23 protein-coding genes are annotated in these 25,158 nt (G+C 46.2%); 1 reads left to right on the plus strand and 22 read right to left on the minus strand.

The window, feature by feature from the left end:
- Positions 1 to 8 precede the first annotated feature (8 nt).
- From BLT53_RS15740 to BLT53_RS15780, 9 genes are all read right to left on the minus strand, one after another.
- Entirely contained in the window at positions 9 to 875 is an 867-nt protein-coding gene (locus tag BLT53_RS15740; protein WP_090236137.1) for a sugar phosphate isomerase/epimerase family protein, read from the minus strand.
- A 30-nt stretch (positions 876 to 905) separates the two neighbouring features.
- A complete protein-coding gene (locus tag BLT53_RS15745) occupies positions 906 to 1,979 on the minus strand; it encodes a Gfo/Idh/MocA family protein (protein WP_090236139.1) in 1,074 nt (357 codons plus the stop codon).
- 15 nt (positions 1,980 to 1,994) lie between these two features.
- On the minus strand, positions 1,995 to 3,155 hold the full coding sequence (locus BLT53_RS15750; RefSeq protein WP_090236140.1) for a Gfo/Idh/MocA family protein: 1,161 nt from the start codon (positions 3,153 to 3,155) through the stop codon (positions 1,995 to 1,997).
- A gap of 166 nt (positions 3,156 to 3,321) precedes the next feature.
- Positions 3,322 to 4,377, minus strand: coding sequence for a Gfo/Idh/MocA family protein (locus BLT53_RS15755; protein WP_090236142.1), 1,056 nt, complete (start codon positions 4,375 to 4,377; stop codon positions 3,322 to 3,324).
- A gap of 15 nt (positions 4,378 to 4,392) precedes the next feature.
- Positions 4,393 to 5,241: a sugar phosphate isomerase/epimerase family protein gene (locus BLT53_RS15760; RefSeq protein ID WP_090236143.1), complete on the minus strand. Its 849-nt coding sequence runs from the start codon at positions 5,239 to 5,241 to the stop codon at positions 4,393 to 4,395.
- A 125-nt stretch (positions 5,242 to 5,366) separates the two neighbouring features.
- Positions 5,367 to 6,188, minus strand: a complete 822-nt coding sequence (locus tag BLT53_RS15765; protein WP_090236145.1) for a sugar phosphate isomerase/epimerase family protein — start codon at positions 6,186 to 6,188, stop codon at positions 5,367 to 5,369.
- Positions 6,185 to 7,357: a dihydrodipicolinate synthase family protein gene (locus tag BLT53_RS15770; protein WP_090236146.1), complete on the minus strand. Its 1,173-nt coding sequence runs from the start codon at positions 7,355 to 7,357 to the stop codon at positions 6,185 to 6,187. Before BLT53_RS15770 ends, BLT53_RS15765 begins: the two co-directional genes overlap by 4 nt.
- Positions 7,329 to 8,522, minus strand: coding sequence for a Gfo/Idh/MocA family protein (locus BLT53_RS15775; protein WP_090236148.1), 1,194 nt, complete (start codon positions 8,520 to 8,522; stop codon positions 7,329 to 7,331). Before BLT53_RS15775 ends, BLT53_RS15770 begins: the two co-directional genes overlap by 29 nt.
- A 92-nt stretch (positions 8,523 to 8,614) precedes the next feature.
- A complete protein-coding gene (locus tag BLT53_RS15780; RefSeq protein WP_244520432.1) occupies positions 8,615 to 9,424 on the minus strand; it encodes a helix-turn-helix domain-containing protein in 810 nt (269 codons plus the stop codon).
- 231 nt (positions 9,425 to 9,655) lie between these two features.
- On the opposite strand from BLT53_RS15780, the gene BLT53_RS15785 reads away from it, so the two are divergent.
- The gene (locus tag BLT53_RS15785) at positions 9,656 to 10,159 is read left to right on the plus strand and encodes a GNAT family N-acetyltransferase (RefSeq protein ID WP_090236149.1); all 504 of its coding nucleotides are present in this window, start codon (positions 9,656 to 9,658) and stop codon (positions 10,157 to 10,159) included.
- Between the two features lie 20 nt (positions 10,160 to 10,179).
- Here the strand turns inward: BLT53_RS15785 and BLT53_RS15790 are convergent, their stop codons facing one another.
- The 13 genes from BLT53_RS15790 to BLT53_RS15850 form a co-directional block, all read right to left on the minus strand.
- Positions 10,180 to 11,049, minus strand: coding sequence for a PhzF family phenazine biosynthesis protein (locus tag BLT53_RS15790; RefSeq protein WP_090236151.1), 870 nt, complete (start codon positions 11,047 to 11,049; stop codon positions 10,180 to 10,182).
- A gap of 110 nt (positions 11,050 to 11,159) precedes the next feature.
- On the minus strand, positions 11,160 to 12,212 hold the full coding sequence (locus BLT53_RS15795) for a Gfo/Idh/MocA family protein (protein ID WP_090236153.1): 1,053 nt from the start codon (positions 12,210 to 12,212) through the stop codon (positions 11,160 to 11,162).
- Complete coding sequence (locus tag BLT53_RS15800; RefSeq protein ID WP_090236154.1) at positions 12,213 to 13,313, minus strand: Gfo/Idh/MocA family protein; 1,101 nt, start codon at positions 13,311 to 13,313, stop codon at positions 12,213 to 12,215.
- A gap of 19 nt (positions 13,314 to 13,332) precedes the next feature.
- Positions 13,333 to 14,154 (minus strand): carbohydrate ABC transporter permease, encoded by an 822-nt coding sequence (locus BLT53_RS15805; protein ID WP_090236155.1) that lies wholly within the window; start codon positions 14,152 to 14,154, stop codon positions 13,333 to 13,335.
- A complete protein-coding gene (locus tag BLT53_RS15810; RefSeq protein WP_090236157.1) occupies positions 14,151 to 15,098 on the minus strand; it encodes a carbohydrate ABC transporter permease in 948 nt (315 codons plus the stop codon). The genes BLT53_RS15805 and BLT53_RS15810 overlap by 4 nt, the downstream gene beginning before the upstream one ends.
- 67 nt (positions 15,099 to 15,165) lie before the next feature.
- On the minus strand, positions 15,166 to 16,461 hold the full coding sequence (locus BLT53_RS15815) for an extracellular solute-binding protein (protein WP_090236159.1): 1,296 nt from the start codon (positions 16,459 to 16,461) through the stop codon (positions 15,166 to 15,168).
- Between the two features lie 33 nt (positions 16,462 to 16,494).
- On the minus strand, positions 16,495 to 17,259 hold the full coding sequence (locus tag BLT53_RS15820; RefSeq protein ID WP_090236160.1) for a sugar phosphate isomerase/epimerase family protein: 765 nt from the start codon (positions 17,257 to 17,259) through the stop codon (positions 16,495 to 16,497).
- Between the two features lie 121 nt (positions 17,260 to 17,380).
- Positions 17,381 to 18,391, minus strand: coding sequence for a LacI family DNA-binding transcriptional regulator (locus BLT53_RS15825; RefSeq protein ID WP_090236162.1), 1,011 nt, complete (start codon positions 18,389 to 18,391; stop codon positions 17,381 to 17,383).
- Between the two features lie 125 nt (positions 18,392 to 18,516).
- Positions 18,517 to 19,932 (minus strand): acyltransferase family protein, encoded by a 1,416-nt coding sequence (locus tag BLT53_RS15830; RefSeq protein WP_090236163.1) that lies wholly within the window; start codon positions 19,930 to 19,932, stop codon positions 18,517 to 18,519.
- A gap of 34 nt (positions 19,933 to 19,966) precedes the next feature.
- A complete protein-coding gene (locus tag BLT53_RS15835) occupies positions 19,967 to 21,328 on the minus strand; it encodes a sugar transferase (RefSeq protein ID WP_090236164.1) in 1,362 nt (453 codons plus the stop codon).
- A 68-nt stretch (positions 21,329 to 21,396) separates the two neighbouring features.
- Positions 21,397 to 22,452, minus strand: coding sequence for a glycosyltransferase family 4 protein (locus BLT53_RS15840; protein WP_244520433.1), 1,056 nt, complete (start codon positions 22,450 to 22,452; stop codon positions 21,397 to 21,399).
- Positions 22,449 to 23,690, minus strand: coding sequence for an O-antigen ligase family protein (locus BLT53_RS15845; protein WP_090236166.1), 1,242 nt, complete (start codon positions 23,688 to 23,690; stop codon positions 22,449 to 22,451). The genes BLT53_RS15840 and BLT53_RS15845 overlap by 4 nt, the downstream gene beginning before the upstream one ends.
- Positions 23,680 to 25,143 carry an oligosaccharide flippase family protein gene (locus tag BLT53_RS15850; protein ID WP_170834371.1) on the minus strand — a complete coding sequence of 488 codons (1,464 nt, stop codon included), beginning with the start codon at positions 25,141 to 25,143 and terminating at the stop codon, positions 23,680 to 23,682. Before BLT53_RS15850 ends, BLT53_RS15845 begins: the two co-directional genes overlap by 11 nt.
- Positions 25,144 to 25,158 lie beyond the last annotated feature (15 nt).

Below are 25,158 nucleotides of genomic sequence, written 5' to 3' on the forward strand. Positions count from 1 at the left end.
TCTCCTCCTTATACAGCCAGTGTTTCATTCAACAGTTTTTTCAGCGACTGAACATGATGCTTCAGGGATTCCTTCGTCGACAGCGCCTGGCTGAAGTCCTCGATGCCAATATACCCGTCATAGCCAACCGCTTTTAAGTCCCCGATCACCTGCTTCCAGTCCACAATTCCCTTTTCCAGCAAAGCCCATTGGGCTTTCCACTGTACACTCCCGTCCTCTGCCTGTTCGCTTTGTTTCCAGATGGCATTTTTCGCATGAACGTGAGCGAGGTAAGGTCCGAGAAGCTCCATTCCCATCCGGCAGTTTTCAAATCCCTCATGCACCATGTTGCCCGGATCGTATAGTACACCGATATGGTCGGGGTTAAAGGAAGAAACCAAACGATGGGCCAGGCCGGCGCTAGGAGCAATTGTCTGGTGATGTGTCTCCACCAGTCCCTTAACGCCGTATTGCCTGCACATTTCCTCAGCTTCCTTTAAATAGGCTACCGCTTCCTTATATAAATCATTGTAGTTTCGGCTTCGGTCATACCTGGGAACACCAAGGCGTACCTTTGAGGCACCTAGTGATTGGGCCACCCGCAGCACATTTTCCGTTGCCGCCAAATCCCCACATGAAAGGTAAGGCGTCACACTCGTCACTTCAATACCGTTTTCTTCCGTTACAGCCGACAAATGCCTAATCTCTTCATCGGTGATATCTGGTGTGATGGTGCACAGGTTATTGCCCCAAAAGCTCGGCTCTTCCTTTTTCAGTTCCTGAGGCGTTTCTTTAAACCGCCATTCCACTCCTTCGTATCCATACTCCTTCAGATAGCCTAGTAACTGCTCAGGTGTTGCGTCCGGTGCCATTACAGTAAACACAGAAAACTTCATGTTTTCAGCCCGCCCATCTTTGAATTTTTTCTATTCCACTCTGATTGCGTTCTCCTGGGCAATCAGGCACAATTCCGCAGCTTTAAAGGCATGTTCCTGGGTCATCGCTTTTTCCGTGCGGTTCAAGCAGTCCAGGATCAGCTGGCCAAAAAATGGAAAGCCGACTTTGCCTGTGAGATGAAAGTGCTGTTCGCCTTCACCATTTACCAAATACAGGTGATCCCCGCTGTCTTCACTCGCCACATTGATATATTTGCGGATTTCAATATAGCCTTCCGTTCCAAGGATAAACGTTCTGCCGTCTCCCCATGTGCGGAGTCCGTCCGGCGTCAGCCAGTCGACCCGAAAGTATTGGGTTGCCCCGTTATCGCTGACAAGCGTGGCGTCACCGTAGTCCTCGAGCTCAGGGTAATCCTTGCTGCTGTAGTTCGCAACCTTGCTTGAGAGAACCTTGGCATCCTTTGACCTTGTATAAAAAAGAAACTGCTCGATCTGATGGCTGCCGATATCACAAAGAATCCCGCCATACGTTTCCTTTTTAAAAAACCAGTCCGGTCTGGAGGACGCTGACAATCGGTGGGGGCCAAATCCTGTCACTTGGATCACCCTCCCGATCGCGCCCTCATCGATGAGCTGCCCGGCAAACACTGCCGATTCCACATGCAGCCTCTCGCTGTAATACACCATGTACTTTTGTCCGGTTTCTGCAGCCTTTTGCCTCGCCTGCTCCAGCTGTTCCAGCGTGGTAAAGGGGGTTTTGTCTGTAAAATAGTCCTTTTGGCGGTCCATCACCCGCAAGCCCAGTTCACAACGCTTGGAGGGGATTGCCGCACCGGCCACAAGTTTTACGTCCGGATCATTCAGCACTTCTTCCTCGGAGGAAGCAACCCGGACCTCAGGAAAAGCATTCTTGAACTGATCGGTTTTTGCCGGATCGGGATCATACACCCATTTAAGGGTGGCGCCGGCTTCGATCAACCCATTGCACATGCCGTAAATATGGCCATGATCCAGAGCGACCGCTGCGATGACAAAGTCACCCTCTGCCACCACCCGGTTTGGTTTTCCTTTTGGGGCATAGTTCATACCGTCTTGTTTGCTCATGTGTCCGCTCCTTTATCAGTACGTGCCGCCAACATCCAGCACAACGCTGTTTTTATCTTTTTTCACGTTGGATTGTGCCGCTTTTTCCTCCAAGTGTTTCAGATAGAGATCCTCATTTACCGGGAACTCCACCCAGTCATCCAGCCATGTGGAAAGATGCATGGCATTGGACAGCTCAAGCCCCTTGATTCCTTCGACCCCCGGTGCAATAAGCGGAGTTCCCTTCAGGATGGCGTCCACAAAGTTCTGGGTGATGCCGCGGTGTGCTGTTTCCTTGCCTTCAATCGGCACCTGGACCTTCCAGCATTCCGGAGCTCCGAAGCCGCCTTTGTATTCACGGTTAAACTCCGGCTCGGAAACACGCAGCCTCCAGAAATCAAGCTTTCCATTCTCAACGACCACCTTCCCCCGGCTCCCGGCAATCTCCAGCCGGTTCGTTCCCGGGGCTTCTCCTGTCGTCGTAACAAAGACAGCGGTCGCACCATTGTCATACTCGGCAAAGGCGGTGACATCGTCCTCCACTTCGATCTCCCTGTGTTTGCCAAAATAACAAAACGCACGCATGCGCCTGGGCATCATTCCGGTCATCCATTGCCACAGATCGAGCTGGTGCGGACACTGATTGATCAGCACACCACCGCCTTCTCCCTCCCATGTGGCTCTCCAGCCGCCTGAATCGTAATAGCTTTGCGACCGGTACCAGTTGGTGATCAGCCAGTTCACGCGGCGGATTTCTCCAAGTTCTCCCGTTTGGATGAGGTTCCGGAGCTTCTGGTACAGCGGATTGGTTCGCTGGTTGTACATCATGGAAAACACTTTTCCGCTTCGTTCAGCGGCTTCGTTCATTTCACGGACCTGTTTGGTGTACACGCCTGCCGGCTTTTCACAGAGCACATGCAGCCCATGGTCAAATGCTTTGATGGCGAGTGGGGAGTGAAAGTAGTGGGGCGTTGCGATCAGCACCGCATCGACCAGACCGGACTCGAAGAATGAATCCTCGCCGGTGAATATCTGTACGTTGCTTCCCAGTTCTTTTCTTAGTGCCTCAGCCCGTTCTTCGTTCGAATCGAGGACGGCGGTAAGAATGGCTCCGTTGATTTCTCCGTTTAGAAGATAGCGCGCGTGCGCTCCCCCCATGTTTCCCGCGCCAATGATTCCAAGCCTTACGTTTTCCATTTGTCGCAGCCTCCTTGTGGTCTTTATGTTATGGCTATCGTTGTTCTTGTAAGTGTTGATTTCCGTTCCAGGCCGCTTCCTTTTACCGGCGTAAACGCCTACTTTCGGAGGGCGGGCGCAAGCGCCTTCTGGGTCTTACTGTCCTGCTTGCTACAAGCAAGTATCCTCAGCCGGACAAGAGTGTGTTTTTCTTAGTCTCTTGCAGGTCAACCGCTTTTCCTGTTTTGGAAGATTCGTAGATTGCCAGAATGACTTGGATAGCAGCGCGGCCGGCTTCGAGTGAGACATAGGGTGCAGAGTCCGTTTCAATGGCCTGGATGAAGTCGGTGACGATGGTCTTGTGGCCTTCGCCGTAAACCGAGTCCGGAAGGTTGCTTTGATCGGAAACGATCTTGGCTTCCTCCTCGTGAAAAGAGGTGGAGAAACGCCACTTTTCAATCTGGTTGGCCGCGTTACCACCAATGCAGACGGTACCGCTTTCTCCGAACAGATTCAGACTCGCTCCGAGATCGGCGGGATAAATGGCGCCTGTTCCTTCTACCACGCCGATGGATCCATTCTGGAATTCAAGAATAGCAGCACCAACATCTTCCATTTCAATATCCACGGTGCGTGTTGCCGTTTTTCCCATTACGCTTTTTACAGGTCCCATCAGCCAAATCAGCAGGTCAATGGTATGGATGCACTGGTTCATCAAAACGCCGTCCTTCATAGCGGCCGTTCCACGCCAGGGATCCTGATTGTAATATTCCTGGCCCCGACGCCAGCGGATATTTGCCGTACCATAGGCCATTTTTCCGAACTTGCCTTGCTCCAGAGCCTTTCTTGTCGTTTGTACCGCTTCATTAAACCGGTTTTGGTGAACAACGGTCGCTTTGACATGGTGTCTTTTAGCCGTCTCGATGATCCGGTCCGCATCACTAACCGATAATGCCATCGGTTTTTCGATCATGACATGCTTGCCCTTTTCCATCGCTTTGATGGCCATTTCCGCGTGGAGGGCGTTTGGTGTGCAAATATTGACCACATCGAGATCGGGATCATTGATTATTGCTGTGAAGTCAGTAAAGGCGGACTCCGCTCCATATTTTTGTGCAAAAGGATAAAGACGTTCCTCGCTGGTATCACAAACGGCAAGAAGCTTAGCTCCTTGCGCTTTTTGAATCGCTTCCGCATGAACGGCCGCTACCCTTCCGCATCCTGCAATCGCAAAATTGACCATAGCTTCCTCCCGATGTCAGAATTTCATGGTTGGACCAGAGGAGACCTGCTGTTCCAACTGCTTCATAAAATGGGCATATTGCTTAAACGCGATTTCTGGCTCTTCAATTTCAGGGCACCAGACCTTCTCCCATTCCAGCGTAAAGTACCCCACGTAGCCTTGATCCTTCAGCAAACGATACATCCGGTAAAGCGGGATATCTCCCTCACCAAGCAGACAAAGCTGGTACCCTCTCTTGTGCTCTTTTTTATTATAGGAATCCTTCCAATGGGTGTACCTGATCCGGTTCCCGAGTACATTCCAGGTTTGCTCGGGTTCCTCCCCAATCGTCCGGTACGGATGGTGGACATCCCATAGAACCTCCAGCTGAGGAGAATTCACCCGGCTGAGCAGCTCCCAAACCGCCCGGCAACTCGTCCAGTCATCGTGTGTTTCGAGCAGCAGAGTGACGGGCCGACCTTCGATGACCTTCAAATACTCTGCCGTATTCCGAGTGGCAATGGCTGCCGCTTCCTCTCTATCACGTTCCCCAATCGAGCCTCCGAACACTCGGATAAAAGGAGTTTGAAAGTACTCACAGAGATCGGCATACTGTTCCAACTCTGCAAGGTACTCCCCACGTTGCTCCGTTGATTCGGTAAATAAACGAACCGAACTGGAAAAGCAGGGAATCTCAAGTGTTGCTTCCCTGAACCTGCCCCTTGTTTCTTCCAGCTTTGTCGAAAACTCAGGCAAACGGTAGATTTCCATTTGCCCCAGATACCCGCGAAAGTCGATTCCCTTATAACCGTACTTAACGGCACGGGAAATCATCGTCTCCAGGCTCCAGTCCGGGCATCCAAGCGTGGTAAACGCCAATTTCATGAAATCACTCCCTGTATCGATTCTCCTTCCTCTTATGATAAAAGGCCGGGAATCAGTATGCTTTGTTCATGTTGCTTCATTTACCGGGATTGATGACAGATGTTGCTATAAATTGTTGAAAAGAGTTAAACGTGGTCGGCAAATGCCTTTTTGATCAATGCGAGGTTTTCATCACCAGGCATCTCCCACAGTTCCTTGTTCATGATTTCAACCTCAATCGGCCCGTGGTAGCCGTTCTGTTCGACCGCCTTACGGATTCGCGGGATATCAATTACTCCTTCTCCCATCAATGAACGGCCCATGAACAGATCGGTAATCGGCACCTTCCAGTCGGAAACATGAAATCCAAGAATGTTCCCGCGGGCACGGTCGATTTCTTCATATAAATATGGATCCCACCAGACATGGAAAACATCCACAATTACGCCAACCTGATCTGATCCGATTCTTCTTTTCAGGTCGTTCGCCTCAGCAAGTGTAGTGATCACCGACCGGTCCGCCGCAAACATTGGGTGCAGAGGCTCGATGCCAAGTTTTACTCCATGCTGCTGTGCAAACGGCAGGATCGCTTCTATTCCTTCCTGCACCCATTTGCGGCTTTCTGAAAGATCTTTATGAGGAGAAGGACCGCAAACGAGGACAAGCACCTCAGTCCCGAGCTCTGCCGCTTCTACAACTGCCCGTTTGTTGTCTTCAAGCCGTTCACCACGTTCTGATTTCGACAGGGCAGGAAACATCCCGCCCCTGCATACACTGGACACGTTCAGGCCGGATTCCCGGATCAACCGACTGCTTTCCTTCAAACCGATATCAGCGATTTTGTGCCGCCACACTGAAATCGTTTCAATCTCTTGCATCTGGCACCCTTCAATCGCCTCAGGCAATGACCAGTTTTCCGTCGTGATCTGGTTTAAGCTGAGCCTTTTTACATCCACACTTCCGCTCATTTGACCGCCTCCATCTGATGAACACCGGCCAGTTCAAGCACGGGCTTCATTCGTTCGATGGCGAGCTCCGGATCAGCGAGCACGTTTGCCTGGTCTGCGAGCTGGAACACTTGAGAGAGATGCAGAATGGAACGCGCACTTTCCGCACCAGCCACCATTCGGAAATGAGGCTGATGTCCATTTAGATAAGCCAGGAACACAATGCCGGTTTTGTAACAGTACGTCGGTTCTTGGAAAATATGACGGGAAAGGGGTACGGTGGCATTCATCTTCTTTCGGTAGCCCGCCAGGTTTCCACGGTCCAAATCCCCCAGAGCGGAGGAAGCAACAGCCGCAATTCCGTCAAAAATACCAAGCAGCGCGTGACTATAGCCAACATCGTCTCCTTCAATCAGAGAGGGATAATTAAAATCATCACCCGTATACATTTTCACCGCAGCTGGCAGCAGCCGGCGCATTTTGATTTCCTTTTGGTCATCAAGCAATGAGATCTTGATTCCGTCAATTTTATTTTCATAGTTTCGGATGATCTTCAGGCAATTTTCCATCGCGCCATCGAGATCGTTTGATCCCCAGTAGCCGGCAAGCTTCGGATCAAACATATCTCCCAGCCAGTGGAGGATGACCGGCTTTGAAACCTGGTTCAGGATTCTTCCGTACACATATTCATAGTCTTCAGGAGACCGGGCAGAGGAAGCAAGCGCGCGGCTGGCCATGAGAATCACCTTGCTCCCCGCCTGTTCAATATGAGCAACCTGTTCCTCGTACGCTTCACAAATCGCTTCAAGCGAAAAGTGCTCACCATCACGAAGATGATCGGTCCCGGCGCCACAGGCAATCCCTCCGCCAACCGCCTTTGCCTCTTTTACAGAGCGGGAGATGAGTTCCTTTGCGTCTTCCCACGCAAGGCCCATGCCGCGCTGCGCGGTATCCATGGCTTCCGCCACCGACAAGCCAAGCGACCATAAATGGCGCCGATAGTGCAGGGTCAGCTCCCAGTCGATACCATCCTTTTTCCCTTGTGAAAAAGGATTAGCCACCACATGGGCTGCAGCATACGCAGTTCGGGAATGAAATGGGTTTGGCGCCTGCTTTGTCAGTGGTTCATGATTTGTAAGATGATAGTGGAACGCGGTGCCATCAGGTGCTGGAAGATAAATAGCGCTCATCCTTCACCCTCCCTGCTGTGGTCAATTCCGGCACCTCAAGCCAGCGGCGTTCTTTGGCCGACCGCAACCCGAGATCGGCAAGCTGCGTACCTTTTGCTCCCTCTAAAAGATTCCACGGGAACGGATCATCCTGGAAGACATGCTTGAAAAACAACTCCCACTGCAACTTGAAAGCGTTGTCAAAAATCTGATTATCCGGAACCTCGCTCCACTGGCTTTGAAAATCGATGGTATTCTCAAGATCCGGGTTCCATACCGGTTTTGGCGTATTGATCCGGTGCTGTGCTTTGCACTTGCGAAGCCCTGCCACCGCACTTCCTTCTGTTCCGTCCACTTGAATGGTCATGAGATCATCCCGGTTGACCCGTACAGCCCAAGAAGAATTGACGCTCGCAATCACGCCGTTTTCCAGCTCAAAGGTGGCGTATGCTGCATCATCCGCTGTGGCATTGTATGTATTCCCTTCCTCATCCACCCGGGTCCCAATGTGTGTCGAAGCCATGGCCGACACGGCTTTTATCCCGCCAAACAGGTCATCCAGCACATAGCGCCAGTGAGGGAACATATCCACGATAATCCCTCCGCCAAGCTCCTTCTTATAGTTCCAGGACGGCCGCTGGCATTCTTGCCAGTCTCCCTCAAACACCCAGTAGCCAAACTCCATACGCACTGAGAGAATCTCACCAAAAAAGTTGGCATTCAGCAGCCGTTTGAGTTTCATAATGCCTGGAAGGAATAATTTGTCCTGCACCACACCGTTTTTGACGTGAGCCCCCTCTGCCAATCTCGCCAGCTGAAGTGAGCCCTCCATCGAGGTGGCTGTCGGCTTTTCACAATAGATGTGTTTTCCGGCAGCAATCGCCTGTTTAATCGCTTCCTGCCGAAGGTCGGTCGTTTGGGAATCAAAATAGATCACGTTGTACTCGTCTTGAAGCGCTTCTGAAAGATCGGTCGTCCATCTGCCGAGCGAATGAGCTTCGGCCAGAGCTGCCAGCTTTTTTTCATTTCGCCCCACCAATATTGGATCCGGCATTACCACATCACCGTTATTCAGCTGTACACCGCCTTGTTCCCGAATGGCCAGAATGGAACGGATCAAGTGCTGGCGGGTTCCCATTCTTCCTGTTACTCCGTTTAAAATGACACCTGTATTATGTGTCGTCATGGCTCTAACCTCCTCACTGATTTATCGTCAGTTTAAAGGCACAAACTCCTCCTGTCTTACTAGATAGCGAATGAAATTCTCAATTTCGGAACTCATTTTGATTTGTACGTCGTTCGGTAGACATTTGGAGAGACACCAACCATTTTTTTAAACAGCCGGTAAAATGTCGAAAGCGATTCAAAGCCCATCTCAAAACAAATCGATACAATGTCTTTTTCTGTTTCAAGCAGCTCTTTCTTTACCCGCCCAATGCGGACTTCGGTTAAATAGTGAAGGGGGGTCATGTTGTAGTATTCTTTGAAGATTTGTTGAAGGTAACGTTTGCTGATGCCAAGCCGGTTCGCCAAATCCTCTGCACTCCGAATATCAAAGTACCGGGTTTCGATGTACCGTTTCAGCTGCTCCACCCTCAGCGAATTCAGATCGGCCGCCTCCTGGGTATAGGAGCGGGAAATGATGATGAGCATCTCGCTCAACGAGTTTTTTAGTGTCATTTGCCAAAAAAGATCACGGTGGGATTGTTCATACAGCTTTTTCCGCAGGAGCTGGCGGACATCACTGCTGTCGAATGTATTCAGCTGCAGCACACATGCTTTTTGAAAAACATAAGGAATGACCTCCTGCTGAATGTCCTCACCGAGACTGCCTGCATCAAACTCGAGAACAAGCACACTTGTTTTCGAATGGGAATGGATCGAGTGCTCCACTCCGGGCGGAATAATCATAAAACAATCCTTTTTGAGCGCTTGCTGCACCCCATTGAGCATGCAGATCCCTTCCCCATCCAGTATGTAGAGAATCTGATGGTTTTGATGGTGATGGGGCTGGACCACGTCTTTTTCGTTGTGCTTGCTTTCATACAGGGAAATCAGAGGGGACCGATGTTGAGATTGCAGGTTCAATAAACGTCCTCCTTTTTGCGTAGTAATTGGCTTGCTTACACGTTAGCAGTTTTTCTTATGGAGGGGAAGGTTGGTTTTGTGGATTTACTGACCGTTTTGGCAGCTTTATTCACCAAACCTATCATTTTAAAAAAAGAAAAGGATGACGAAACGATGTTGCTAGTATTAAATAACAATCACCTTCTAAACTATTGTAAGATGTATGTACACTAATTTTCAGGAGGGTTGTACATGTTAGTCGTTCGAACGGCAAAGGAATATGAATTTGAATTCCTTCAAGAACAAAGGATCAAAGCCTATTCACAGTATGAACAAGATGTACCCGCAGCGCATTTGCAGGTATTATTAAAGGCCATTTCTGCTGATGTGAGCACGGAGGAAGAAGTGGAGTATTTGGTCGCAGAATGGGACGGAGAGATTGCCGGAAGTATCGTAGTCTTCCCGCCTGAGACCGATGCCTACGATGGATTGACTGGGATTTCATCTTTTCCAGAAATAAGAATGCTGGTGGTGGATCCTTCTTTCCGTAAGTGGGGAATCGGAAAAGCGCTCGTTGAAGAATGTATTGTAAGAACAAAGGCTAAAGGATATCCTGCGGTCGGTCTCCATACGGCAGATTTTATGAAGAGTGCGGTTAAGCTTTATGAGCGGATGGGTTTCAAACGGTTACCTCAACTTGACTTTTCTCCGCTTGACGATGGCATTGTAGTAAAGGCCTTTCAATATACCTTATAAAGCCTCGCGCACTAAAACACTTAGCGTGTTTCTAGTGCGTTTCCTGTAATCCGGGTGCGGATCACCTTACTTTCTTTGCTATATGTTTCAGAAACAATCATACTTGGCCGCCCCATAGCAACTCCCTGGATCACTCGATAACTGTTCCAGCCATCCGTTAAAGATGAAAATACGTTATGTTCGGTTAAATAGGCACCTAAGGCACACGCAGCTACACCGGTTGCTGGATCCTCGTTGTACCCTGCTCTTTTGGGAAATTGACGCGCTTGTACACTCTGCCCGCTTTTCTGTTCAATCGCAAAAGGGTAAAATCCGGTCGTATTGTATTCATCACATAATTTCCAAAGGTATTCATAATCAGGTGTAAGACGATTAAGTGTTTCAACACTTTTTAATGGAATAATTAATTTATAACGAGACGCAGAAACAGATTGAACAGGAAAGTGATGGATGTCATTCCTGCCGATACCTAATGCTTTACATACTTCTTCCAATGAAGGATTTTCATCCTTAAATTCAGGGGAGAATTGTTCAACCGTAACATTTACATCCGATCCTTTTATTTCCCATTCCACTTGAACAGGTCCTAGCAGGGTCTCCACTAGAATCGGTGAATGTTTAATCAATCCCCGCTTCACAAGAACGGTAGTGCTTCCAATTGTCGCATGAATGCACATCTCCATCTCATGTAATGGAACAAAGAAACGAAATTTCACACCACAATCGGAATGAGTGGGTTTTAACACAAAGGCTGTTTCATGGCCATAATTCTTTGTCATCCTTTGCATTTCCTCTGTTGTTAAACCATCGGCATTCAAAACCACAGGACAAGGATTTCCTCCACCTTCTTCTAATGAAAAAACGTTGGTATGTACAACTTCATATGGCAATTTACTTTCCCTCCCTCTACTTTGAGATCCATTATAGCATCAGTTCCTTCCCTAAAAACAAAGATGACCACGGAACATACCGAGGTCATCTCTTTATCATAACTATTCTGTTAATGAATGACGGCTTTCCCCTCACTCACCCCAACCTTCACAATCTGTTTCATCTCGTTCGACTCGATGGCAGCGAGGATGACATCCAGGGACTTCATGCCTTCTTCACCCGTAATAAGCGGAGTTTTCCCATTCAGGACAGCGTCTGTGAAGTGGTCAATCACATGGGACTTTGTTTGGCCGCCTTTATCGTTGGACTGGATTCTTTCAAGCTCATAGTTGACGGTTTCACCGGTTTTGTATTGAGCGACTAATGAATAATTCGGATCATCCTCCAACCGGAGAATACCTTTCTCACCGTATATAACGGTTGAGTTGTCGCCGCCGGAAACATAGGACCAGCTGGCAGCCAGGGTACCGATAACGCCTTTTTCGGTCTTTAAAATGCAGACCGCGTTGTCATCCACTTCAGTGTTTTCCTTTGCGCTCGTATCGATGAACGAGCCAACTTCGGTGATTTCACCGAGGAGATAGCGCATGAGGTCGGTTTTATGTACGCCAAGGTCACCCATCGCGCCGATAAAAGCCTTTTCTTTGTCGAAGAACCAGCTGTTGCGGCCGTCGATGCTCCACCGCTCTGGTCCGGGATGCCCGAAAGTGGTGCGGAAGCTGTAGATTTTACCAAGCTCGCCGCTGTCGATCAGCTGCTTCGCCTTTTGGTGAGCGGCAACAAAGCGCTGGTTATGAGCGATCATCAATGTTTTTCCGCTTTCCTGAGCCGCTTTGTTCATCGCTTCAGCTTCTTCCTTCGATGTAGCCATTGGCTTCTCACAAAGCACGTGCTTGCCAGCATTTAATGCCGCAATGGTTACAGGAGCGTGAAGGTAGTTGGGCAGGCAAACGCTGACTGCCTCGACATCCGGATTTTTCAACAACTCCTCATACTCGGTATAGCTGGCAGCTCCATACTGCTCAGCGGTTTCCTGCACCCGTTCCGGGAGAAGGTCACAAACTGCTACAATCTCTACGTTTTCATTTGCTTCATATTCCGGCAGGTGGCGTTTTCTTGCGATACTGCCGCAGCCGATTACTCCAACTCGCAATGTACTCATCTATTGGTTCCCTCCTGTTACTAACGTTTCATTTACGCCTGCAGGGCGGTTGTAGGTGCTCTGCATGTCATAATGCTTGCCAAGGGATGCCGCCTCGTGGAATCCGTGCATGATTTCCAGCACATGAAACGCCTGCTCACCAGAAGCACGGTGCGGCCGGTTTTCCAAAATGGCTTCTGCCATATCGGCGATTCCGATTCCTCTTGAATTTTCAACTGTGTCGGACACGAGCTCTTGCTCCACCCACTCATCCGATCCCTTTTGCTTCAGCACGACAGGACCGCCGAATGTGTTTGGATCTGGTACAGAGATCGTTCCTTCCGTACCATAAATCTCGATAAAAGGAAGTTTGCTCGCCTGCACGTCAAAGCTTGTGATAATCGTGCCGACGGCTCCGCTTTCAAACTCCACATTACCTGAAATGTGAGTCGGTGTATGAACAGGAATCTTCTTGCCTGCATCTTCTCCTGACATAATCGTACGCTCCAAAAACGGCATGCCCGCTGAAGCGGTCACGCGTTTCACCGGTCCGAGCAGGGAAATAAAGGCGGTCAGATAGTAAGGGCCCATATCATACATCGGGCCGCCGCCCGCCTGGTAAAAGAACGCCGGGCTCGGATGCCATTGCTCCGGTCCCCGCGACATCATGAAAGCTGTCGCTGCAACCGGCTGGCCGATCGCTCCGTCCTCAATCAAGGCACGGCATGTCTGAAGTCCCGCTCCCAGGAATGTATCCGGTGCAGCACCGATCAAGAGTCCCTTTTCTTTTGCCGTATCAATTAATTCCTGAGCCTCCGGAACAGAAACTGAAAGTGGCTTTTCCACATACACATGCTTACCGGCGTTCAGCGCCTGCAGGCAAAGCGCATAATGACCACCCGGAGGTGTCAAATTCAGTACAATATCAATATCCTCATGATGGATCAGTTCATCCACTGTCAGCACAGACGGAATGCTGTACTGCTGAGCCTTCTCCTCTGCCCGCTTCTGATCCAGATCCGACACTGCCATTACTTCCAAATGCTCGTAACTATTGCAGTTTTTTAAGTAAATATCACTGATGACACCGCAGCCAATCAGTCCTATGTTGATCTTTTTCAAGGCATCTCTCTCCTGTCTATTACTCTTTTACTGCTCCGCCGGCAAGTCCCTTGACCACTTTTTCCTGCGAGAAAATATAGACAACAAGAATCGGCAGGCTGGCGAGGGTCAATGCGGCCATCAAGCCCGGTATGTTGACGGAAAATTCGCCTTTAAAATCCTGCAATCCAAGCGGCAAGGTCATGTTTTCAGGACTTGAAATGAGCACGAGAGCAAAGATAAATTCGTTCCATAGATGGATAAAGTTATAAATTAGAACGGTCATCAGCGCCGGAGTCAGCATCGGCAGAATGACGCGCCAGAAAATGCCGAAATGGTTGCAGCCATCAATCTTCGCCGCTTCCTCCAGTGAAGCCGGAATCTCCTGCATGAACTGCGTCAAAATAAAGATCGAAATCGGCAAACTGAATGCGATATACGGTCCAAGCAGCGCCCAAACGGTGTCATACAATCCCATGCTTTGGGAAAGCTTGAAGACCGGGATCAAGGTGGCGTGAATCGGAAGCATCATACCTGCAATAAAAAGCAGGAATACCACACGGTTCAGCTTGAATTTCATCCGGCTCAGCGGATAGCTGGCCAGTGCTGCAATCAGCATAACGGCAAACACAGCAATGACCGATACAAGAATACTGTTGAAAAAGTAACGGGACAGTCCCATTTCAAACACACTTTTGAAGTTTTCCAACGTAAAGGATGAAAAAAGGGAATACGGCTTTTCAAAGAACTGCGTACGGCTTTTTAAACTGGTGGAAATCATGTAAAGAAAAGGATAGCCTGTGAACACAAGCAGAATAAGGGCAATCACATACAAAGGGACTTTTTTAATCGCTACATTCATACATAGGCTCCTTTCTTTTTCCGGTAATAATCAAGCGCCTGAATGATGATGGTCACAATCATGGCCAGGAAGAACATGACAAACGCGATGGCACTGGCGTAGCCCATGTTAAAATTCACGAACGCCTGTTTGAACATGTACGTTCCGAGAAGCTCCGTACTGTGGTTCGGCCCTCCGCCGGTCATGACGTAGAAAATATCAAACGCCTTCAGCGATCCGACAATCGCGAGGATGGATGAACTCACAATCGTTGGCATCAAGAGCGGCAAGGTGATGCGAAAAAACTTTGTGAACGCGCTCGCCCCGTCGATCTCCGCCGCTTCATACAGCTCTTCCGGAATACCGACGATCGCTGCCTTAAAGAGAATCATGTAAAACGGCGAAAACTGCCAGACGATAACGAGTAAAACCGCAAACATGGCCGTGTGGGTCTGGCTCAGCCATTCCACATTTTCAAAGCCAAACAAACTCACAAGCTGGTTAATGATCCCGTTTAATGGATCGAGCATCAATACCCATAGCAAACCGACTGCCACAGTAGATATCAGGAACGGAAAAAAGTAAATTCCGCTGAACAGCCGGATGCCGCGAATCGGTGCCAGGAGCATGAGTGCCATGATCAGACCGAGCGGGATCTGCACAAAGATCGACGTCAGGATCACCCACGTGTTGTTCGTAAGCGATGTCCAAAACACGTTGTCACTCAGCAGGTTAATATAGTTCTGCAGGCCAACATACTCACCGGCGCCCACCCCGTCCCACTTGTAAAAGCTGTAGAGCAGCGTCGTAAAGATCGGGTACAGCACATAAAGGATATAAACAATGATGGCCGGGGCCAGAAATAAGCTGATCGTAATGAATTTGTTCAATGACTTCTTCTTTGGCCGTGTTGCTGTTTGCGCCACGGGTGTTGCCGTTCGTACTCCTTTTAATTGCGTTTCCACGTCATCCCTCCTCACGTTTATGAAGGAAGAATCAAAGGGGCTCTTTGCCCCTTTGATCCTCCGCCATTTACTCCTTCTTCAGGTCTTGCTTCGCTTTTTGCTCCATCTTTTTCGCTGCTTCCTGCGGTGTCATGTCGAGACCGAACACCGCTTGTGTAGTGTCTTTATGAAGCTCTGCAAGCTCTGGAGGAAGGGTCTGGTCGTAAGGCATTTGAAGGTGTGTCGCATTACTTACAGCTTCATAGAAGCGTTTGCCCATTTCATCTTTCGGAGCCACGCCATCCACTGAAGTTAAGGATCCTGTACGCTCCACATAGGCTTTTGCGGTTTCCGTACTAGTCATCTCTTTGGCAAGCTCAGTGGCCAGCTTCTGGTTTTTGCTGTTTTTCGCTACAGACCAAACCGGACTTGCAGATGCGCCAAGGTTTGTTTGGTCACCTTTGCCGCCTTTAACAGTCGGGAAGATGAAGAAATCAAGCTTGCTCGCAAAATCAGGCGCTTCTTCTTTCATGTTGTTTACAAATGCAAGACTCATATCCATCATAGCGGCTTTGCCCGAATACATGAGCTGGCGACTTTGACCTTCATCATAGGGGATGCCGTTAAAGCCAGAGTTAAAGGCTTTCTTCTTCACCATTTCCTGTATCAGCTCTCCTGCCTTCACATACGCAGGATCATCAAAGGTTTTGCCCGTACGGTGTAACGCACTGTCAAACAAGTCCGTTCCGCCAACACGGCTCGCGAAGTTCATGAAATAATAAGCACCTGGCCATTTCGTCTTGTTAGCCAGCGCAAGAGGAATAATGTCATTCTTATTCAGTGTATCGTTGACTTTCAGCCACTCATCATAGGTTTTCGGAGGGGTTAACCCGTATTTCTTGAAAATTTCTTTGTTGTAAAAGATCACGTCGACGGATAAGCCCAGCGGCAATCCGTATATTTTGTTGTCATACGTTGAATTGTCGAGCGCCAATTTGTTGAAATGCTCTTTATCGGTATCAGCTGTAATATCAAGCACCTTATCCTGGTCCACAAAGTTTTTGAGCCAGCCGCCGCCCCAGCTGGTAAACACGTCAGGCGCACGGTTGCCGGACATTGCAACAGAAAGCTTTTGCTTGTAAGCGTCGTTCGGAATCGTAAGGAATTTCACCTTTACATCTGGATGCTTTTTCTCAAAGCGTGCAACTGCTTCCTTATACACTTTCTCTTTTTCACCCGGATCAATCTGCCACAACTCCAGCGTCTTTTTCCCCTTGGAGCCTGAACCATCGGCAGATGATTCCTTCGATCCGCCGCCATTTAACCCACATGCTGATAACAACAGTGCTGCCACAAGACTTAACATCAACACGACTCTTTTCACAGCAATCCCCTCTTTTCTTGTTTTTAAATAGGTTTAAGCCGTTATGTAGTTCTTGGTGAGGTATTGAAAACTGATTTCGATACTTTCAAGCGGTGTGCGGCGGCTTTGGTCCTGTTCGACGACCCACCATTCGACCTGGGAAGCATCTCCTTTATTTAAAATCGCAGAAAGATCCACACCGCCGGTGCCAAGCTCCGCAAAGAATTTCTCACCGTCTGTGGTCATGTCCTTCAAGTGAACAAGCGGTGTGCGTCCTTGATACTTTTCAAGCCACTTCACAGGTTCTTCTCCCGCTTTCGTCAGCCAGTACACATCAAACTCTGCTTTTACCCAGTCGTGATTGGTTTCCTCGAGCAGCAGTTCAAGCGGCTTACGCCCGTCAGACAACGGCTGAAGTTCAAAATCATGGTTATGGTACGCGAAGGACAAGCCTTCCTTGTGACAGGTTTCACCCACAGAATTCAGAATGGAAACCAGCTCGCGATAATCCTGTTCGCTTCTTCGCTCAGGGGGCAGGAACGGACAGACAATGTGCTTGTTGCCAATCGCATGCTGATACTCAATAACAGAGCTCAGTTCAGATTCCAATGTCGTCAATGGCACATGGCTGGATGCAGCTTTTAATCCAAGGTCATCCAGGACCTTCTTCAATTCAGTAGCCTGAAGCCCCCCATATCCGGCAAACTCTACGCCTTCATAGCCGATATCTGCTACCTTTTTCAGCGTTCCGACAAAATCTTTTTCTGTTTCATTGCGCAGCGAGAACATCTGCAGCGCAACAGGAATGCGTTTGGGCATAACAACCTCTCCTTTTTTATATAGCTCATATTTTATAAATGTAATCGGTTTCATTTTTCGTTGTTGCTAACCCTTATAAATTAAGGGTTCATACGTCTGTAAAATGTAACCCATTACATGACTAACTATTGTTTTTCCGCTTTGCTCCACAAGACTCTCGAATCACGAGTTCATTTTGCAGCACATATTGCTTTTTGCAGCTGTCATCTCCGTTGATCTGGTGAAGCAAAATCTCCATCGCCTTGTTCCCCATTTCAAACATCGGCTGGGCAATGGTTGTGATGCCAGGATCATAGATGGCGGAAAGCTTGACGTTATCAAATCCGACTACCGCCAAATCTTCCGGTACCGAAAGCCCATGGTCTTTCGCCGCTTTAATAATGCCTGTCGCCATTTCATCGTTGGCCGAAAACACCGCAGTTGGCGGATGTTCCAGCGCCAGCAGCTTGGTCATCTGGTTGTACCCTGATTCATGAGTAAAATCGCCCTCCTGAATCAGGATGTTGTCCACATCCAGGTCATTTTGCAACAGCGCCTGGCGGTAACCTTTCAGGCGGTCCTGACTGACCAGCAGATGAAGCGGACCGGTGATATGGGCGATCCGGGAGTGCCCCAGCTTGATAAGATGCTCGGTTGCCGTCCGGCCACTGCTTACATTATCAATGGTAACGGTCGGAATGGGGATCCCTTCGAGATAGTCGGCAGTGAGAACCACAGGATACTGTTTCATCACGTCATACAGCACACTTTTGTCCATCCTCGCCGACAGCAGAATCATACCATCCACCTGGCGCTGCTTCAGATGATCAAGGAATTCATACTCCTTTTCCACCTGCCTGTTCGTGTTGGCGAGCAACACGCGGTACCCGTGCTTCCCGGCTTCATGCTCAATACCGCCAAGAATATGGGAAAACACCGTATTCAGGATGTTCGGTATGACAACAAGGATGGTGTTGGTTTCACTGCGTCGAAAATGCCGCGCCAAAATATTCGGCTGGTAATTCAGCTGCTCAATAATCGCCAGCACCTTATCCCGCGTTGTCTTTTTCACCGTTTCCGGATTCCGCAAAACCCGCGAAACCGTCGCTTTAGAAACATTCGCCTTCTCTGCCACATCGCTCATTTTTACCATTGGTGCATCCCCTATACTCCTGAAATGATTTCTGCTAGTTATAAAATGTAATCGGTTACATTTAGTATAACGGAAATTGTCAGAATTGCAAGAAAAAATTTATAGAAAGCAAAAAAATCCAGAATCTAAAACTCTGGATTTAACGTTTTCTTTCGTTCCCATTCTAAATACTCTTCAAATTGCTCTTTTGTTAACCCAATTTCTATCGCTTTATTGATGAGGGAAATCCATTCATCATCGATTTGGTCCTGTGTATCTGGATGCATTAGCGCATAGGCAGGGATTTTAAGAGTATGTGCAATTTTATGCAATATTAAGATAGACGGATTTGATTTGGCATTTTGCTCTATAGAACTTAAATAGGATTTAGCTATGCCAGTTTTCTCTGCTAATTGATTAATTGACATTTTACTCTTCATGCGGTATTTTTTCACACGTTCGCCGATCAAACCATCACCTTCCTTCATTGATGAAAATATTGTATGCATAGAAATCTTATATTCTCTTTTTTTGATTTGAGGCCGCGTATTCAGGAATCTCTTAACTTGTCGGATCAGCGGCCTTTCAATAAATAGATAAACCAATAGGCAAGATGCTACTGTACAGAAGAGAAGAAGAAGCAAAGATATAAAGTTACCAAAGATATTTGGCACGTTAATAAATATAAACACGTACAAATAGAATTGGATAAATGGCCCATGGGCAATGTAAATAGAGTAAGAGGCATCTCCTAAAAAAGATAAAAATGCTGGCACCTTAGTTTGTTTCTTTAAATCCACTATCGTGATACCCAGCATCATCATAAAAGAAAAGAAGAAATAAAAATAAGGTTCGTAAATGGATACGACATGAAAGAGATTGTTTGACCAAACGAGATAATATCCAGCTAAACCTGATAACATCCAAAACAAACCACTACTAAATTTTACATGAAGCACCAAATAAGAGATAAAACAGCCAGCAAGAATCTCTAAATTACTAAAGTTTAATAGAAATGTATTTTTGCCAGGAATTAAACCCATCTGTGCACTAAGCAAAATTACAGCCCAGCCTGCCAGGATATACTTGAATAGTTTCGGCCATATTAAGAACCCTGCAAAAACAAGATAAAAAACCATAATATACTGCAGAGACCATGTCACAGTAAGAACAGGGTCAACTGGAAGGAGAAAGAGCGATTTAAAAATGACTGCCATGTCCCTTTTATGACTCTCATCCTGCATTGGCAGTATAAATAAAATGGCAATGGCTGCAACAGTAAATAAAAAGTACAGTGGATATATCCGCATCCATCGTTTGACGAGGAATTGCTTTGCTGAGGTTAGGGAACCCGCTTTTGTGCTGTACAAATAAGAGATCATAAAACCAGTTACAACAAAAAAGAAGTCCACGCCCCCCATACGATTCCATTGGCTGATATGAAACCAGTCATACTGAAATCGTTGGTAAAACATGTGGTTTGCATGGCCCAACATAACAATAATAATTGCGATCGCTCTAAAGCTTTGGACTAATTGTAATTTATATCTTTCAGCCCCCATGATTTCTACACCTTCTTCTCCGTTTAACCTACGATCATTTGGTCCCTAACATTCTGAGCTGGTGTTTAGGCTGTTCAGTCTTTACACCTTGGGCCTGTTCCCGTTGCAGCACTACACGTATGGTTTGAAGCAGGATCTTTATATCCATGGTTAAAGAATAATTTCGTACATACATAAGATCATAACGGAGTTTATCTTCAACCGTTGTTGTGTAACTTCCCAGGACTTGTGCCAAACCGGTAATCCCCGGTTTAACTGTTAATCGATATAAATAATTTGGAACCTGCCGAGTGAACTGGTGAATAAAGAACTCCCGCTCCGGTCTCGGACCGACAATGCTCATCTCCCCTTTTAGAACATTAATAATTTGAGGCAGTTCGTCTATTCTTGTTGCACGGAGCAAATGTCCTACCTTGGTAATTCTCGGATCGTGGTCTGTCGCCAGGGTTGGACCTGTTAGTTTTTCCGCGTCCTGTTTCATACTTCTAAATTTGTAAATATTGTATCGTTGCCCCTTGAATCCTACACGCTCTTGTTTGTAGAATGCCGGACCCTTGGATGTGACAGGTATTAGAATAAAAAACAACAAGAAGACCGGACTGGTCAGGATAAGAATTGTTAAAGCAACTGCTATATCGAAAATCCTTTTAGCCAACTGTGAACTTTTGCTCATCTTGGGTGGTTGAATGGAAAAAACGAGCATATCATCAATCTGCTGAGTTTGAGCAACGGAGAGAAATAGCTCATACATCTCAGGGACAATCAAAATCTCCTTTCCCTTTTCTGTACATAAACTCATAATGTCATCGGTTGTGGACTTTTCGAGCCCGGTCCCAATCACGACCGAATCAATATGGCGCAGGTGCTTCTCCAAATTCTCGATATGATCAACTGAAAGATAGCCCGCCAAGTTAAACCATCCCTTAGTATGATTCAGAAATTTATTGGCTAAATGAATGCTTTCATTTTCATCCTTAGCAATTATCAACACATTCTTCTTACCAGTTATCAGCAGAGCCATATACCAGACGGAGAGACGAAATGCAGTAATTACAATACATTGAACCACAAAGGCAACCAAAAGAAGCTCATGGTTCTGCAAAAAGAGAACACTCTTTTCAAAAGACCCGATTACTTGTAAAAAAACATGAAAAATAAAAAGGGAAATCATTAATGGGTACAACAGGTGCTTAATTCTTTTTCTCCTATAATCACTGTACAAATCAAACAAATAAAAGGTTAATATCCCTGCCAGTGACACAAAGTAAATCAGGAAAGACTCATCAAATCTCGAACCTTGAAGTTTTAGCGTGAAAAGGAAACTTGCATGCATTAAAACAAAATCTCCTAATGTTAATGCCCACTTACCCAACCGCCCATTATCGTTTTTTCCCATCTTTACCCGACTCCTTATTATTAACTTATATGAAATGTTCTTAATAAAGAACGAACTTGCAAAAAAATTTATGCCATGCTCAGGTATTCACGCAAGGTATGATTTACCATTTTATCTAAAGAAAACTCCTGTTCAACCTTTTTCCTCGCGGCAGAAATTACTCTTTTTTTTATTTCCTGTTGAGATGTTACAGTTACTATTTTTTTAGAGAACTCCTGTACAATATAATCTTCTACAAGAAAACCCGTTTGACTATCCTGGATGGCCTCCTTTATTCCTCCTTTATCAATGGAGATGATTGGTGTGCCAATCGCCATCGCTTCAATGATTACCATTGGAAAGACTTCTCTTTTTGAGGTTAACAGGAGCATATCCATCTCCCTGATAAATGTTTCCGGCTGGCTTACATGACCGATCATCTTCACTTTTTCTGTAAGGCCAAGCCTGTGAATATGATCCAAAATCCGCTTTTCCTCCGGTCCTTCTCCTGCTATATAAAATTCCAAATTTGGCACGGTTCTCATTGAATGAGCTACCTCTAAAAAGAACTCATGATTTTTTTCTTCCGAGAGTCTTGCAAGTATTCCCACCTTCCAACGATTCGCAGTGTTAAGTTTCTCGCTGAAGGTAAACTGCTTTAAATCAACCCCATTATAAATAGTCTCTATTTTATTTCCAATAACCCCCAATCCTACGAGGCTTTGTTTTTCAAAGTCACTAACTGTAATAATCTTGTCTACATTACGATTTAAAAGCCCAGCAAACATTTTTCGATACTTTTGCTCCAAAATCGTAACATTATGTTTCGTATACAAAACTTTAAGTGGTTTTTTGCTAGATTGCTTTAACAAAATGGCATATAGGACCAAACGTAAACTATTGGCATGAAGAATAGTAATGTCCTTCTCCTTAATTATGCTCTTGAGCCTGATTAAATTTATCATATGATTCTTCCGTGTCAGCTCTATAAATTGATATTTATTCTTAATCCGGGTTTGAAGGTCCCCAGTGGCTGCTGCCGTGAATAAGGTGAGCTCATCATGTTGCAATTCATTCTCAAGCTTGCAGAAATACATTTCGGCGCCACCGGTTATTAGCTTATCGGTCATTAAAAGGACATTCACAACGAGGCTGCCTCCTTTCCAGTCTTATAAAAATTCATGGTTGGCGTTCTGTTTACCTCATACAAATAAACAGAAAGAATAGCCATAAACAAAAAGAACATATCGTTGATAATGACAGATAGGGATGCCATTTGAAGAATATAAGCGACAAATGTTAAAAACAAATACGGTTTATTACAGTGAACCCTATACTGAAACATTTGGATGAACACAAACAGAACAAAAAGCAAAAAGCAAAAGACCCCAACAACGCCTGATTCGGCTAAAATTTCTAAAAAGGTATTGTGAACGTGTAAGGTATCTCCAAATTGTGATTGGTTATAATCCAGAAAATTATTTGCACCGATTCCTATCAAGGGATGAGAGACAAATACATCCCATGCCCTTTCCCAAAGATCCAACCTGCCGCTCCCTCCATCTTTGGAAAAATCATTCATTCTGGCTTCCAAAATTCCATAAAGATCGAATTTCAGAAACGTTACTAAGATGTATGCTCCAAGAAGAACGGTAAACAAGGAACCCAATACGAGCTTTAGCTGCTTAATCGGCTGATGGTTAAGAAGAAAAATATAAAGGACAAAGATAAGTATTAGTACAAGCAAGCCACCTCTGGAAAATGTCAGAATGCTTGTTAAGACAGCCAGAGCAAGACCAAACCTGTTTTTTCGTGACCCGGTATGGCACAAGTAATAGGCAAAGAAAATACTGTTATAAAAAACAAAATAATTCGGATCCTCCAACAAACCGATCAATCGAGGATAATCCCGGTCCATCAAAACACCGAAAGAGGTTAAGGAATCACCTGCAAGAACAAAATTCAGGCTTTTTAACCCCCATACATATAGAGCCAAGCTTGCCAGATTAAATAAGATTCCAACAGTAGAGATACTTTTCTCAATCATTTCTCGTGAAGCATTCCCAATAATCGCCTTCATAAGGAAGTAACAAAGCAAGTACAGGGTGATTCCGATAATAATTCTTAAACTTGAGGCGGGGTACAAAGAAAAAGACCCGCTAAAGCTGTAAACAAGGTAAAAAAGCAGCATCCCGGTCTCCATTAAATGAAGCCGTTGAAGATAAAAGAATGAAAAATGGATGAAAAAAAATAAAACAAGAAACAGTATATATGGCTTTAAAGCAAAGCCAATATAGATATTGTATTTTCCCAAGGTAACCAGCAGAATCAGCACAAACAATGCCCAACGAGATTGATTGTCGGGATTTATCTTATAATCCATTTTCGATCCCTCTTTTCCTCCTTGTTTTCGATTTGATAGGACTCTTTTCCAGTCGTTTTGTCAGGGATCGGTAAAGGTCCCTGTCCAAGAAAACCATACAGGCCAAAAGCAGAATATGAACTGTCGCCGCTAAATATGGCTTCGAGTGAAGAAGAACGTTCAAAATCCACAATCCTGCGAAAAAATAAATGAGGTACGGAACAATCACCTTATGGGCCATTCTCCACCGTCCAGGGAGGAATATCCAAAAACCAGCAAGTGCAAGCCCTTCAATAAGCAATCCAGCATAAGCAGCACCCACTACTCCGCTTTTAAAGCTTAAAAGAGAATAAAAAAGAACCGCTAGTACAACCGTGATAAACTGGACAAGTGTACGGAATTTTTGCAGCCCTCTCGTGGTAAGGCCATCAGCAAGAGCAATATTCATTGCTTGAAGGGTAAGCATGATAGATAGTATTTTTAAAGGCTCAGAGGCGAACAGCCATTCTGAACCAAACAACCAAGTAATAACCATGTCTGAACAGTAGTAAAACGGTATCGTCATAATCATGCCAAACATACTCATCGTTTTCAGAAGCATCATGTTTTCCTCTGTGTGTTTATCGAGATTCTGTTGATGATAATGGCGGAACATAACCGGACGATATGCTCCAGCAACAATAAACGGAACCTGCTGCAGGGCCTGAGGAATTCGGTACGCAACCGCAAACAGACCAACTTGTTTCAGTGACAATGTCTTTTCTAAAACAATCGGACCAAGCTGCGGAAGAACCATAAACAATAATCCGCTTAAGGTAAAAAATCCAAAGTGCTCCATCATCCCTTTGTGAAACGGAAGTCTCATTTTTAATTTGACTTGATTCATTACTAAGCAAAGAGCAAATATACCGGCAAGTAAATAAGAACTACCATAAAGAACACACATTACCAGCGGCTCTGCTGAAAACAACATGCCAAGAGAGGTCATCCCAACGAGCAATAACGCGGACATCATTCGGATCAAACCTATATACTGCATTTTTTCAGTCATTTGAAAAAATGTTGTCCCAATACTTTGCAGAGCAATGCCAATCACCATGGGTACGGATAAAAAGTGAGAGGTACGCAGTAACTCTCCCTGCCCCATATGCAAAAAGTGAATAATAATAAAACCGAACAGAAAAGTGGCCACCAGCAGGAGTAATCGAATCTTAATGTAAGAGATTATAATAACAGCAAGATTCGCTTCCTTTTTTGAACCTTCTCTCAAGGCGATCTCACTTAAGCCAGCGTCTGTAAAGAAACCCATAATCATAGTCAAAGCCAGTGACACGCTAAACAACCCGTAATGATACGAATGAAGATACGAAGCGAGAACGATCAGAGCCAGGGCATTTAATCCGCTTGATAAGGCTGTACTATAGAAAAGATGAAAGATATTTTTTGCAATGGTATTCTGTCCCGAGATTTTCATAAACATCAGACCTTA

Source organism: Fictibacillus solisalsi (genome assembly GCF_900103485.1).
Classification (GTDB): Bacteria; Bacillota; Bacilli; order Bacillales; family Fictibacillaceae; genus Fictibacillus_C; species Fictibacillus_C solisalsi.

Excerpts from the sequence above, each read along its gene's own strand:
- BLT53_RS15740 (WP_090236137.1), bottom strand. The coding sequence starts at position 875 with ATGAAGTTTTCTGTGTTTACTGTAATGGCACCGGACGCAACACCTGAG.
- BLT53_RS15820 (WP_090236160.1), bottom strand. The coding sequence starts at position 17,259 with ATGCCCAAACGCATTCCTGTTGCGCTGCAGATGTTCTCGCTGCGCAAT.
- BLT53_RS15760 (WP_090236143.1), bottom strand. The coding sequence starts at position 5,241 with ATGAAATTGGCGTTTACCACGCTTGGATGCCCGGACTGGAGCCTGGAG.
- BLT53_RS15825 (WP_090236162.1), bottom strand. The coding sequence starts at position 18,391 with ATGGTAAAAATGAGCGATGTGGCAGAGAAGGCGAATGTTTCTAAAGCG.
- BLT53_RS15835 (WP_090236164.1), bottom strand. The coding sequence starts at position 21,328 with ATGGGAAAAAACGATAATGGGCGGTTGGGTAAGTGGGCATTAACATTA.
- BLT53_RS15770 (WP_090236146.1), bottom strand. The coding sequence starts at position 7,357 with ATGAGCGCTATTTATCTTCCAGCACCTGATGGCACCGCGTTCCACTAT.
- BLT53_RS15745 (WP_090236139.1), bottom strand. The coding sequence starts at position 1,979 with ATGAGCAAACAAGACGGTATGAACTATGCCCCAAAAGGAAAACCAAAC.
- BLT53_RS15845 (WP_090236166.1), bottom strand. The coding sequence starts at position 23,690 with ATGGATTATAAGATAAATCCCGACAATCAATCTCGTTGGGCATTGTTT.
- BLT53_RS15830 (WP_090236163.1), bottom strand. The coding sequence starts at position 19,932 with ATGGGGGCTGAAAGATATAAATTACAATTAGTCCAAAGCTTTAGAGCG.
- BLT53_RS15850 (WP_170834371.1), bottom strand. The coding sequence starts at position 25,143 with ATGAAAATCTCGGGACAGAATACCATTGCAAAAAATATCTTTCATCTT.
- BLT53_RS15795 (WP_090236153.1), bottom strand. The coding sequence starts at position 12,212 with ATGAGTACATTGCGAGTTGGAGTAATCGGCTGCGGCAGTATCGCAAGA.
- BLT53_RS15785 (WP_090236149.1), top strand. The coding sequence starts at position 9,656 with ATGTTAGTCGTTCGAACGGCAAAGGAATATGAATTTGAATTCCTTCAA.
- BLT53_RS15775 (WP_090236148.1), bottom strand. The coding sequence starts at position 8,522 with ATGACGACACATAATACAGGTGTCATTTTAAACGGAGTAACAGGAAGA.
- BLT53_RS15755 (WP_090236142.1), bottom strand. The coding sequence starts at position 4,377 with ATGGTCAATTTTGCGATTGCAGGATGCGGAAGGGTAGCGGCCGTTCAT.
- BLT53_RS15750 (WP_090236140.1), bottom strand. The coding sequence starts at position 3,155 with ATGGAAAACGTAAGGCTTGGAATCATTGGCGCGGGAAACATGGGGGGA.
- BLT53_RS15765 (WP_090236145.1), bottom strand. The coding sequence starts at position 6,188 with ATGAGCGGAAGTGTGGATGTAAAAAGGCTCAGCTTAAACCAGATCACG.
- BLT53_RS15805 (WP_090236155.1), bottom strand. The coding sequence starts at position 14,154 with ATGAATGTAGCGATTAAAAAAGTCCCTTTGTATGTGATTGCCCTTATT.